This is a genomic window from Fictibacillus sp. S7, assembly GCF_004127935.1.
Taxonomy (GTDB): Bacteria; Bacillota; Bacilli; order Bacillales; family Fictibacillaceae; genus Fictibacillus_C; species Fictibacillus_C enclensis.
This window is the reverse complement of record NZ_QJKL01000001.1, coordinates 3,806,938-3,818,560: the sequence shown is the minus strand read 5'-3', so window position 1 is coordinate 3,818,560 and position 11,623 is coordinate 3,806,938. Positions and strand designations below refer to the sequence as shown.

Below are 11,623 nucleotides of genomic sequence, written 5' to 3'. Positions count from 1 at the left end.
AGAGAAGAAAGGCGATAACATTGACTGAAATAACAAAAAGAAAACGAATGCAGCTTGCACTTCTTTTAGGTTCTCTTGCCCTTTTAGGCCCGTTCACCATTGATACCTACCTGCCCTCCTTTCCTACGATTGCAAAGGAATTTAACACGACCGCGTCTTTGGTGCAAATCAGTTTAACCACCTGTTTGCTTGGCCTTGGCGTGGGGCAGCTGATTATCGGCCCCATGAGTGATGTTCAGGGCCGGCGCAAACCCTTGCTTATTTTTCTGATTTTATATTTGGTGGCTTCCCTTACCTGTGCCTTTGCCCCGAATATTTATTTCTTTATCGCCAGCCGGTTTATCCAGGGCTTCTCGGCAGCAGGCGGGCTGGTCGTCTCCCGGGCCGTCGTTCGCGACCTGTACAGCGGCAAGGAACTTACCAAGTTTTTTGCTTTGTTGATGCTGGTCAACAACCTAGGGCCCATCCTTGCCCCGGTAACCGGCGGCACCATTTTAGCGTTCACCGACTGGACTGGTGTGTTTATTGTTTTGGCCTGTATCGGCTTGATCTTGTTTTTGATTGTTTCTGCCAAATTGGAAGAAACGCTGCCGAGTGAGAAGCGCACACCAAGCGATCCGCTTCAGGTTATCCGAAATTTCGGCTCGTTATTGAAAAACCGGCAGTTTCTTGGCTACGCGTTTACACAAGGCTTTATTATCGCGGGAATCTTCGCCTATGTATCCGGCACCCCGTTTGTTTATCAAAATATATACGGTGTATCTCCCCAGGTTTTCAGTATTTTATTTGGCATCAACGGATTTGCCTTAATGCTCGGGAGCCAGCTCGTCGGCCGGTTAACAGATATCATCCCGGAGACGACGTTTTTAAAAATCGGCTTACTCGTTTCCAACCTGGCAGGAGCTGTACTGCTCATTTCGGTACTGTTAAAAGCACCATTGGCCGCCGTCGTTATCCCGATTTTCTTTTTTGTCAGTTCACTTGGGATCATCGCCACGACTTCTTTTTCACTCGCGATGGATGCCCAGGGGCATATTGCCGGGAGCGCGTCCGCCTTGCTCGGTTTATTGCCGTTTATCCTCGGTTCGCTCGCCGCACCGCTTGTCGGGGTGGCCGGCGAAAATTCAGCGGTTCCGATGGGAATGGTCATTTTTTCTGCAAGTTTTCTTGCCTTCCTTTCCTATTTCGGACTGGTCAGAAAACCTTCACAGCGGATTCAGGTTCCTAAGAGTAGAGGAATTTGATTCACCCTCATTGAATTTCTTTTTGAGAAAGGAAGGGTGTTGAAATGAACTTTACACTGAACGAAGCGATCGAAGTGCTGGAGCGTACACCCCGGACAATGCAGCATTTTTTATCGGGATTATCGCCAGGCTGGCTTCACTGCCATGAAGGGGAAGGGACATGGAATGCCGTTGAAGTGGTCGACCACCTCATTGAAGGTGAGAACACCAACTGGATTCCCCGGCTGGAATGGATTCTTCAAGAGGGAGAAGGCCGGCCGTTTCCTCCGTTTGACCGGTACGCCCATATGAATGAACAAAAGGATAGCACAATCGAAAAAAAGCTGACGGACTTTACCCAGATTCGTGAAAAAAATGTTGCGAGGCTGAGAGTTTTAATGAATGATGAGGGTGATGCGCTCGAACGCACGGGTACCCATCCCGCTTTTGGCACCGTTAAAGCGAGAGAACTGATCTCCACATGGACGTTGCACGATTTGACTCATATTGCCCAGATCGTCCGGGTCATGGCTGAACGTTATCGTGCCGATGTAGGCCCGTGGGTTGAATATTTGGGGATTTTGAAGAAGTAACTAGATTTGTATGTGGTTTTGGGCCGGAAGCGCAGTCGGCAGCAAAAAAGCCTCTTTTTCGGAGGCCTTTTTCCTTATAATCTCTCATTTTCACCCCAAAATCAGGTGGCGATCATCACCCAAATGGATAATGATGCATCACTCCCAGGATTTACATACCGGTGCGGCGTCGTACTGGAAAAGTGGATGCTGTCACCTTCCTGAAGGTGAATTTCCTGATCACCCAGTATGACGATCAGCTCACCCTGAAGCACAATGCCGCACTCCTCACCAGAATGTGCAACCAGTTCGGCCTCCTTCATCTCGCCGGCCTGAATTTCCACCATAAGAAAATCCAGCTTTCCGCTGCGGTTGGGGGTCAGCTGATGGTACCTTACCTTTTCGTCCGACAGCTGAATCTTCCGGCGCTGGTTCTTCCTTACAACCAACCGATCCTCATCCACCCCTTCAAAAAGATAGGTTAGAGGAACGTTGAGGCAAGTGCATATTTTCCAAAACGTGCTCACTGTCGGGTCCACCAGTCCCCGCTCGATTTGAGACAGCAGGCTTGAGCTTAAGCCAGTTTGTGCCGCTAACGCCTGAAGTGTAAAATTACGCTGCTTTCGCAGTTCCCTAAGCCGCTCCCCCTGAATCAATGTGATTCCTCCTCCCTATCCTTCACGATGGCACGCTACACCATGCTCTTCGGTGATGGCTTCGAATGCAGGGGCTTTTAAGCAAGCTTCCATCCGGAAGGGACAGCGGTCAAAAAATCCGCACGCCTCCTCCCCCGTTTCCATTTCAGAAGGAGGAGCAAAGCTTAACACCGGCCCTTTCTCCCCAAAAATACTCGGGAGTGAGGATAAGAGAATCTTTGTGTACGGATGGCGTGGAGATTCAAACAGCTCACGGGCCGGGCCGGATTCCACAATTCGTCCCTTATACATGACTGCGATCACATCACACATGTACCGGATGACCGACATGTTGTGGGAAATGAACAGGTATGTTAAATTTCGCTCGTTTTTCAGTTCCTTCAGCAGGTTAAGCACCTGTGCCTGAACCGAAACATCAAGGGCGGAAGTCGGTTCATCGAGAACGATAAAAGATGGGTCGGTAATGAGTGCCCTGGCAATGGCAATCCGCTGCCGTTGTCCGCCGCTAAACTCATGGGGATAGCGGTCAAGATGTTCAGCCTTCAGACCCACCCGCTTCATTAGCGAAGTGAGCCGTTCCCGTCCGCCTTTTTCCTTTCGCTCTCTGCTGCTAAGCGCCAAAAGCGGTTCAAGAATGATTTCTTTGACACGCATCCGCGGGTCAAGAGAAGATTGCGGATCCTGAAAAACGGTCTGAATATCACCGGGACGGGGACGCATGAATTTCTTCTTTTTCCAAAGCGGTGTGTCCTCAAAATGAATGCTGCCCTCAGACGGCATCTCCAAACCAATCAGCATCTTACCAAGCGTACTTTTACCGGATCCCGATTCGCCCACAAGACCGACAACGCTGCCTTTTTTTACGGTAAGATTGGCATCAACGACCGCCCTCACCGATTGTTTTCCTTTATGAAACGATTTATCTACAGACTGAAAATCGATGAGTGTGTTCAATGGGTATCCCTCCTTAACCAACAGGCAGCTGAGCGGTTAGTTGATACAGGTTCCAGGGCCGGAGCGGAAACGCCGCAAATGTCCATCGCTTTCGGACATCTCGACGCAAAGGCACAGCCGGCAGGACGGTTTTGTAAATCAGGAACTTCACCCGGAATGGCCTTAAGCGGCTCTCCGGGGTCCGCGAGATCAGGCAGAGCATGGAGCAATGCCTCGGTATATGGGTGCGAAGGAGCATTCAGCACCTCTTCCGTTATCCCTTCTTCCACTACTTCTCCCGCGTACATCACCATCACCCGGTCACACACATTTGACACCACGCCCAGATCATGGGTGATTAGCAGCACGGATGTGCCCCGCCTGTCATTCAGCTCTTTTATCAACTGTAAAATTTCCTTTTGAATCGTCACATCAAGTGCGGTTGTCGGCTCATCCGCGATCAAAAGGTCAGGCGGTGCGGACATCGCCAGGGCGATCACAATCCGCTGCCGCATACCGCCGCTCAGTTCAAATGGATACTTTTTGGCCACAAGTTCGGGGTCATGGATGTGAACTTCTTTTAACGCTTCGACTGCAAGCTTGCAGGCTTGCCTTTTCGATACACTCCGGTGCCGTTTGATTACTTCAGCCAGCTGATTGCCGACCTTCATTGTCGGATGCAGGGCCGTCATTGGCTCCTGAAACACCATGCCGATTTTCTTGCCCCGCAGGCTCTGCATTTGTTTTGGACCAAGCGTTAAAAGATTTTGCCCCGAATAAGAGATTTCACCGTTTGAAATGTTGGCATTCGAGCCAAGCAGTCCAAGGATGGATAGTGCGGTGACCGATTTTCCCGATCCCGATTCACCAACAACGCCAAGCACCTCCCCTTTTTCAATCGAAAGGCTGACATTGTTCAGTGCTCTGACTTTTCCTCTCATGCCGGTAAAATCCACGCACAGATCTTTCAGTTCGAGTACCATGATGTCCCTCCTAGCGTCCGGCTTTCGGATCCAAAATATCACGGATTCCGTCACCAATTAGATTGAGCGATCCTGCAGATAAGAAAAGGAACAGGCCTGGAAAGGTCGGATACCACCAATAGTCCAGCAGGTACTTCCAGCCAATGCTGATCATGGCTCCCCATTCCGGTGTTGGCGGCTGGGCCCCGAGACCAAGGAAGCCAAGCGTCGCAATCATGAGAATCGCATCACCGACATCAAGCGTAGCCTGAATAATGACAGGAGAAACCGAGTTAGGCACAATGTGCTTGCCGATAATGCGCCATGGATTGATTCCAAACGACTGTGCGGACTTCACAAACAATTTTTCACGGAGCACAAGCGACTCCCCTCGGGCCAGGCGGACATAGACCGGGATTTTTACAATGGCAATGGCGAGCATGGCGTTTTGCAGGCTCGGCCCTAATGCTGCCGCCAAGGCCATGGCCAGAATCAGCGTCGGAAAGGCCATGACCATATCCATGATCCGCATGATGATCACATCAATCACACCGCCAAAGTAGCCGGAAACGGTGCCAATCAGGATTCCTATTACACTTGCCATGATAATGACCGTAATGCCGACTCCCAGAGAAATTCGTGCACCATACAAAATTCTTGTTAAAATGTCCCGGCCGACTTCATCGGTTCCAAACCAATGATGAAGAGAAGGACCCAGAAACTTTTGCGAGATATCGACCTGAGTGGGGTTATAAGGTGTGAGAATGGGAGCGATCAGCGAGCACAGAACGATCACACCCAAAATCCCCAATCCTGCCCAGGTCATCTGATTTTGTTTCAGCTTGTACCAAAACGGCCGGACCGAGGTAATCGGCTTCGGCTGGCTCGTTTCCGTTTGCAGTGGTGTTTCCATAACCGACCTCCTATCCCTTGATTTGCGGATCAAGAACATAATAGGTGAGATCCACAATCAGGTTAATGATCACATAGCCGACCGCAATCAACAGTGTAAAGCCCATCATCGCAGGAAAATCAAGATAGGCGATTGAGTCGACCACATATTTTCCCATGCCTGGCCAGCCGAAAATGGTTTCTGTCACGACCGCTCCTCCCAAAAGGGATCCAAAGGAAATGCCGACAACCGTTATAGTGGGGATGAGCGCATTCCTGAGCGCGTACCGGAAAAAGAGAAACGGTCCGTGGATTCCGTTGGCAATCGCCGTACGAATGTATTCCTGTTCCATGATTTCCAGCATGCTCGCACGCACCTGGCGGGTAATCACGGCCAGTTGTGCGTAAGAAAGCACGATGGCCGGCAGCAAAATATGATGGAGACTGCTTTTTAACGCCACCATGTCCCCACTGAGCAAGCTGTCAACGATATACAGACCGGTTATGTGTGTCGGAGGATGAATGTTCATATCCAATCGCCCGTTTGCAGGAAACCAATTTAAATAGCCATAAAAAATAAGGATGATCACAAGCCCGCTCCAAAACACGGGAGTAGAAACCCCGCCGATGGAGAAAATCCGGCTGGCATGGTCCCAGAAGCTGTTCTTTTTAACCGCCGCTAGAACACCAAGGGGGATGCCGATCGCCAAAGCAAAGATAAAGGCAATGATGGCCAGTTCCATGGTCGCCGGGAAAAAGGCTTCCAGGTCATCGATCACCGGCTTTTGCGTACGGATCGAAGTGCCAAGATCTCCGCTTAAAATGCCTTTCATGTACGTTTCATACTGAATGAAAAGAGGCTGGTCCAGCCCGAGCTGCTGCCGTACCTGCTGCAGTGTTTCCTCATTCGCACGCTGCCCCACCATCATCCGGGCAGGATCGCCCGGAATGACATGCGACAGCAAAAAGGAGATAAGGGTGACACCAAACACCACAAAAATCAGGAGTCCCAGCCGGTTAATAATCATTTTCTTCATGGTTAACACTCCGCTTTTTGGTTATTTGGACATATCTGCAAGGTTGTACATGCTCTCAAGCATCGGATTATACACAAACCCTTTCACATCTTTGCTCATAGGCATCAAGAAGTCCTTTTGGTACAGAAGAATATAAGGAGCATCATCAATCACGGTGTCCTGTGCTTCCTGATACAGCTTCTCGCGCTGTTTGGCATCATTTAAGGTAGCCGCTTTTCTCAGCTTCTGATCGACGGCATCATTTTTATAAAACGCGCGGTTTCCGGCCAGTCCGAAGTTTTTGGAATCGTACCAGTAGTTCATGAATGCATACGGATCACCAAAGTCAGGGCTCCACATGCCAAGCGCCAGATCAAACTCGCCTTTGTCCATCATTTCCCGCGAGGTCGCATACGCTACTTTTTTCAGGTTGACTTTAACGCCGATGTCCTTTAGATTGGACTGAATGGTCAGTGCTTCTGTTTCCCACCATGTTTTGTTGTCCGAATACAAAAGGTCGAGGCTGAGATTGGAAACTCCCGCTTCTTTCAGCAATGCTTTAGCTTTATCCTTGTCATACGTATACTGCTTGGCCTGGTCGTCATGGCCCCAGAGTCCTTTTGGAATCGGTCCGCGCATCTGAGTTCCGTAACCCTGCTGCACCGCATCAATCAGTTTGTCGTAATCAACGGCATAACTGAGCGCCTGGCGGACTTTTTTATTTTTCAGCGCCTCATTGCCCTTGGTCGAATTCACGTAAACATATTCAACAAGCAAGCTCGGTTCCTGAAGCAGCTTCGCGTTTTCAATCTTTTTCACCGCGTTGATCTGATCGACCGGAATACCCTCGGCGATATCAATTTCTCCTTTTTCCAGCTGAAGACGCTGTGCGGAAGGATCAGCTACGATTTTAAAATAGACTTTTTTGAAGGAAGGCTTCTTGGAGGCATATTTGTTTTGATCCAGCCTTACATACTCACCCTTTTTCCATTTGGCCAGCTTGTACGGACCGCTTCCCATCGTGGCGGTGGCCAGATAGTTTTGGCCCATGTCGCCGTTTTCTTCATGGTCCATCACTTTCGGATTGACGATGCTTCCATAGTTGGCTGCCAGTGTCGAGATAAAAGGCGGGAAATTTTCTTTGAGTGTGAAGACCACCGTCGTTGGATTCTCTGCTTTAATGTTTGAAATCACACTAAATACTTCTGATGGACCTTTGCCGATTTTTTTGAGGCGTTCAAAGCTCTTTTTGACAGCATCCGCATCAACCGCTGTCCCGTCGGCAAACTTATGTCCCTCGTTTAAATTGAACGTCCAGGTTTTCCCGTCCTTGCTCACTTTCCATTCTTTGGCCAGTCCGGGTTTGACCTTCGTGCTTCCTCCGTCATATTCCACAAGACGTTCGTAGGCCGGATATGTAAGTTTCCATGCGGAATTATCCATCGTTACAGCCGGATCGATCGTCCCCTGTTCTGCTGTTGTCGCAATGGTTAAAACATCCTTGCCGCTTGCCGCTTCTGAATGGGAGTCGGAGCCTTCGCCGCCCGACGGCTTGGCGTTTGAATTCTTTACACAGGCCGATAACAACGTAACAATCATCACGGCAATCATCAGTATACTCATTTTCTTTTTCATTGTTTTCCTCCATAACCCTTATTTTTATTACCTAAAAACGGTTATGCCGATTCTCGCTGTCTACCTTTCAATTCCGTAATACAAAATGGAGCCGCCTGTCGCGTTCGCCCACCTCCTGTTGCCATAATCGTAATGCCACCACTCTTCTGAATTGGACACAAAGCCCGCGTTTTCCATCACCTGTCGCAACAAGCGGCGGTTGTCACGGATGGTTTTTTCCTGCGGGCTGAGACTCGCCTTTCGTTCATACCATTCCAATTGCGCTTTTTCGGTAAAATCGTCAAAGCCGGTTCCCATATCGATCCAGCCCTGCTCGTTGGCGAGCGTAAGGTCAACGGCTCCGCCGGTTAGATGGGGCGAGGGCTTCATCAAGTCCCGGGTGGGAATGGCTACATATTTGGAAATTTCAATCTGCATTTCTTCTGGGGTGAGTTGTTGATCTTCGAGGTCTTTTTTAATGGTTTCATAGATGGCAAGCTGCGTTTCATAGGACCGCCAGCCGTCAAGGACGACCAGCTTCAGGCCAGGCGGCAGCTGTTCCGCCGCGTTGATGAGTTTTTCCACTGTTCCGTTTCGCAGAAAACAATCATTCTCCGAGCCGGGCAGATGGTTGTGGTAATAGAATGGATACACTTCAACCCTGGGGGACACACCCGTTAAGGAGATCAGGGGCTCTTGCTGTGGTGCAGAGGGCGTGTTTGAATCTAAGTTGTGCATTTCCGACAAATACTTCCACCCCTTTTCAATAAATTGAATATTCTTACAATATATTAAATATAATGATACTGTTTATGACAAAATATTGCAATGTGTTAAATAGAAAAAGAAGGGGAGATTATCTGACAAGCAGGGGAGGGGGGCGAAGTGTGCCGACAGTTTACATAATATGGTTTTGGCGGGTAATCATTGATTTCGGCTTGTAACCTCCACCGCTCCAAAAAGCAAAAAGGCCTCCCAAAAAGGAGGCTATTTCACTTAAAATCTATTAAATTACAGCCCAAATTCTTCTTTTATCCTTCTGGCTGTCTCTTCTGCACTCAACTTCGTATTATTCATCCGCAAATAGGGCTTTCTTTTGATCTCGCCCTCGTGGGAATTCAGCCGGTATTTGTCCATAGATGAAATCAGTTCCCCATCTGACCACTCCAAGTCCCGTTTCGTAGGCTTTTGTGCCAGACGAAATTCGCTTTTGTTCCGCTGCAGCCGTTCATCCAAATCTGCCTCAAGCTCGACAAAGTAAATATCGGCTCCTTGATTCTCAAAAATCCCGCAAACGCTATCCACATAGTCCCAGTCTTCCTGCTCATTAAAGGCCCATACATAGGTAAAAATCATGCCGCTCTGATTACTCCTGGCGACTTCTTCAAAGATCTGCTCGCGAAAGGAATGTACAAGGCGCTCTCCTTCTTTTGTACCGTAATCAAAAAAGTGATGAACCAGATCTATCGTCATGTGATTATGAAACAATTTCAGATCCGTCATCTTTGCTAGCTCATACCCCACCGTCATCTTCCCGACAGCCTGCGGGCCAAACAACAACACAAATTTCATAGCGGCTTTCCTCCTGATGTTTTTCTTACCTCGCATTCTTTTTTCAACTGATAAGATTTATTTTAAGGAGAAGTTTACAGCTTCCAATGCATGTATGTTCGTCGTATCAAACAGAGGAACGGACGAATCCTCGGGCTTGATCAATAGGCCAATTTCTGTACAGCCTAAAATAATTCCTTGAGCACCTGATTCGATTAATCCTTGGATCACTTTTTTATATTCATCCTTTGCATCTTGACGAATGTTCCCCAAACATAATTCTTCGTAAATCACCCTGTTTACCATTTCTCTTTCCGTTTCTTTTGGCACAATTACCTGTATACCTTTACTCTCCAAACGTGATTTATAAAAATCCTGCTCCATTGTGTACCTGGTGCCAAGTAAGCCAACTGAATGTAAGCCGTTCTCTATGATTCGGTCCGCTGTTGCATCTGCGATATGTAAAAGAGGAATGTTAACTGATGCTTGAATGGCATCTATTACTTTGTGCATGGTATTCGTGCAAATGACAATAAAGTCAGCTCCGCCTTTTTCTAAAGAACGTGCAGCATTACTCAACACTTCACCCGCCTTTTGCCATGCTCCTTCTGACTGAAAACGTTCAATTTCTTGAAAGTCAACGCTATATAAAATGCACTTGGCCGAATGTAAGCCTCCTAACCTTCGCTTGATTTCCTCATTCATCATCCGATAATATTCAGCGGAAGATTCCCAGCTCATTCCACCAATAAGACCAATCACTTTCATTTTATCCTCTCCATAACCCGCTTCATTTTTTCCAAATATCTTCAGTACACAAAAAATCCACTCAACTACTTTCTTTTCTACTCAGATAAATCCTTTTTTACACAAATAAAAAAACCGGACTCCATTCCAACGAGTCCGGTTTTAGAATTTCATTAAATTAATAAGTCACTGTATCCTTTATGTCCACCTCAGATTTCTTCACAATAATCGGTCGGACGAAGCGAATAACCGCAAGAGATGCAAATATGGCAAGGCCGCCGGCGAGCAGGAATGCCCCTGAGAAGGTTCCTGTCTTATCCACGATAAAACCGGTTAATGCAGGCCCGATAATACCCGCTGTATTGGCCAAAAAGTGCATGAAACCGCCAACGGAACCGACATTCTGCTGATCAACCACATCCTGAACGATTGCCCAGTAGATGGCACCCGTCAAGTACAGGAAGAATACGGAAAGTGCTACTAAAGTTACTGCACTTACTGTTGTGGTAACCAATCCTGCAAATCCGATACATACCGCTGAAGCAAACAAGCAAGAAACAAGAACGACTTTACGTGAGAACAGAACGCCTTTTCCAGCGACTTTCTTGAACACATAATCGGATACAAATCCGCCGGCTGCAAGGCCGATAAATCCTAAGATCCATGGAATAACTGTGATCACACTCATCGATTTTACACTTAAGCCACGCTCTTCCACCAGATAGCTTGGGAACCAGGTAAGGAAGAAGAAAAGAATGTAATTGTAAGCAAAGAAAGCAAATGCAGTAAAGAGTACTGTTTTTTGTTTGAGGTAAAACGTCAACGGAATTTTCTCTTTAGGAGCAACTTCTGTTTTCATTGCAGGAGCATCGCCCATACGCTTTGCCGGCTTGTCTTTTACAAACTTGAACCAGCAGATCGCCCAAATTAATCCGATGATCATAATCAGCACAAAGGAAACTTTCCAGCTGAAGGAAATTGCGATCATACCGACGATCGGTCCCGAAATTGCCCCGCCAAGCGGGGTACCGCTGTTCGTCAATCCGATAGCAGAAGCCCGCTGGGTCGGAGGGAACCAGTTATTGACCATCTTGTTGATGGTGGCCGAAAGAGGTCCTTCCCCCATTCCGAACAGGATGCGGATAATCATCAGGCTGACGAATCCGAAAGCAAGCGCAACCGCGCCACTAAACAGGGACCAAACCACCATGGCCACAAACAGGGTCAACTTCGCGCCATAGCGGTCAGACGCCATTCCGCCCAAAAAGTTAAAAATCGCATAACCTACCGAGAAACTACTGAAGATCAAACCCATTTGTGTGGCAGAAAGTGTCAGATCATCCTGAATAAATGGTGCTGCTATGGATAATGCTGAACGGTCCAAATAATTTATGACTCCGGCTAAAAATAATAAGATAATAACTGGAAGCCTTTCTTTTGTAAACATCTAAAAAACCC

At 47.9% G+C, this 11,623-nt stretch carries 12 protein-coding genes; 2 read left to right on the top strand and 10 right to left on the bottom strand.

Annotation, left to right across the window (positions count from 1 at the left end):
* Positions 1–20: 20 nt before the first annotated feature.
* A complete protein-coding gene (locus tag DMO16_RS19575; protein WP_241840604.1) occupies positions 21–1,244 on the top strand; it encodes a Bcr/CflA family multidrug efflux MFS transporter in 1,224 nt (407 codons plus the stop codon).
* Positions 1,245–1,288: 44 nt separating this feature from the next.
* On the top strand, positions 1,289–1,816 hold the full coding sequence (locus tag DMO16_RS19570; RefSeq protein ID WP_061975183.1) for a DinB family protein: 528 nt from the start codon (positions 1,289–1,291) through the stop codon (positions 1,814–1,816).
* 101 nt (positions 1,817–1,917) lie between these two features.
* Here the strand turns inward: DMO16_RS19570 and DMO16_RS19565 are convergent, their stop codons facing one another.
* The 10 genes from DMO16_RS19565 to DMO16_RS19520 all read right to left on the bottom strand — a co-directional run bounded on the left by DMO16_RS19565 (position 1,918) and on the right by DMO16_RS19520 (position 11,612).
* Complete coding sequence (locus tag DMO16_RS19565) at positions 1,918–2,451, bottom strand: cupin domain-containing protein (protein WP_061975184.1); 534 nt, start codon at positions 2,449–2,451, stop codon at positions 1,918–1,920.
* Positions 2,452–2,466: 15 nt separating this feature from the next.
* Positions 2,467–3,405 carry an oligopeptide/dipeptide ABC transporter ATP-binding protein gene (locus DMO16_RS19560; protein ID WP_129479597.1) on the bottom strand — a complete coding sequence of 313 codons (939 nt, stop codon included), beginning with the start codon at positions 3,403–3,405 and terminating at the stop codon, positions 2,467–2,469.
* The gene (locus DMO16_RS19555; protein ID WP_129479595.1) at positions 3,402–4,367 is read right to left on the bottom strand and encodes an ABC transporter ATP-binding protein; all 966 of its coding nucleotides are present in this window, start codon (positions 4,365–4,367) and stop codon (positions 3,402–3,404) included. The genes DMO16_RS19560 and DMO16_RS19555 overlap by 4 nt, the downstream gene beginning before the upstream one ends.
* A gap of 10 nt (positions 4,368–4,377) precedes the next feature.
* The gene (locus DMO16_RS19550) at positions 4,378–5,259 is read right to left on the bottom strand and encodes an ABC transporter permease (protein WP_129479593.1); all 882 of its coding nucleotides are present in this window, start codon (positions 5,257–5,259) and stop codon (positions 4,378–4,380) included.
* Positions 5,260–5,269: 10 nt separating this feature from the next.
* Positions 5,270–6,274, bottom strand: a complete 1,005-nt coding sequence (locus DMO16_RS19545; protein ID WP_061975190.1) for an ABC transporter permease — start codon at positions 6,272–6,274, stop codon at positions 5,270–5,272.
* A gap of 21 nt (positions 6,275–6,295) precedes the next feature.
* Positions 6,296–7,888 carry an ABC transporter substrate-binding protein gene (locus DMO16_RS19540; protein ID WP_129479591.1) on the bottom strand — a complete coding sequence of 531 codons (1,593 nt, stop codon included), beginning with the start codon at positions 7,886–7,888 and terminating at the stop codon, positions 6,296–6,298.
* 60 nt (positions 7,889–7,948) lie between these two features.
* On the bottom strand, positions 7,949–8,605 hold the full coding sequence (locus DMO16_RS19535; RefSeq protein ID WP_129480437.1) for a M15 family metallopeptidase: 657 nt from the start codon (positions 8,603–8,605) through the stop codon (positions 7,949–7,951).
* Positions 8,606–8,878: 273 nt separating this feature from the next.
* Entirely contained in the window at positions 8,879–9,439 is a 561-nt protein-coding gene (locus DMO16_RS19530; RefSeq protein WP_129479589.1) for an AAA family ATPase, read from the bottom strand.
* A gap of 57 nt (positions 9,440–9,496) precedes the next feature.
* Positions 9,497–10,186, bottom strand: coding sequence for an aspartate/glutamate racemase family protein (locus DMO16_RS19525; RefSeq protein WP_129479587.1), 690 nt, complete (start codon positions 10,184–10,186; stop codon positions 9,497–9,499).
* A 157-nt stretch (positions 10,187–10,343) separates the two neighbouring features.
* Positions 10,344–11,612, bottom strand: a complete 1,269-nt coding sequence (locus tag DMO16_RS19520; RefSeq protein WP_129479585.1) for an MFS transporter — start codon at positions 11,610–11,612, stop codon at positions 10,344–10,346.
* Positions 11,613–11,623: the final 11 nt, after the last annotated feature.

What these genes read in the sequence shown, in the direction of transcription:
- DMO16_RS19530 (WP_129479589.1), bottom strand. Translation starts at nt 9,439, where the DNA reads ATGAAATTTGTGTTGTTGTTTGGCCCGCAGGCTGTCGGGAAGATGACG.
- DMO16_RS19535 (WP_129480437.1), bottom strand. Translation starts at nt 8,605, where the DNA reads ATGCACAACTTAGATTCAAACACGCCCTCTGCACCACAGCAAGAGCCC.
- DMO16_RS19570 (WP_061975183.1), top strand. Translation starts at nt 1,289, where the DNA reads ATGAACTTTACACTGAACGAAGCGATCGAAGTGCTGGAGCGTACACCC.
- DMO16_RS19525 (WP_129479587.1), bottom strand. Translation starts at nt 10,186, where the DNA reads ATGAAAGTGATTGGTCTTATTGGTGGAATGAGCTGGGAATCTTCCGCT.
- DMO16_RS19545 (WP_061975190.1), bottom strand. Translation starts at nt 6,274, where the DNA reads ATGAAGAAAATGATTATTAACCGGCTGGGACTCCTGATTTTTGTGGTG.
- DMO16_RS19520 (WP_129479585.1), bottom strand. Translation starts at nt 11,612, where the DNA reads ATGTTTACAAAAGAAAGGCTTCCAGTTATTATCTTATTATTTTTAGCC.
- DMO16_RS19540 (WP_129479591.1), bottom strand. Translation starts at nt 7,888, where the DNA reads ATGAAAAAGAAAATGAGTATACTGATGATTGCCGTGATGATTGTTACG.
- DMO16_RS19555 (WP_129479595.1), bottom strand. Translation starts at nt 4,367, where the DNA reads ATGGTACTCGAACTGAAAGATCTGTGCGTGGATTTTACCGGCATGAGA.
- DMO16_RS19550 (WP_129479593.1), bottom strand. Translation starts at nt 5,259, where the DNA reads ATGGAAACACCACTGCAAACGGAAACGAGCCAGCCGAAGCCGATTACC.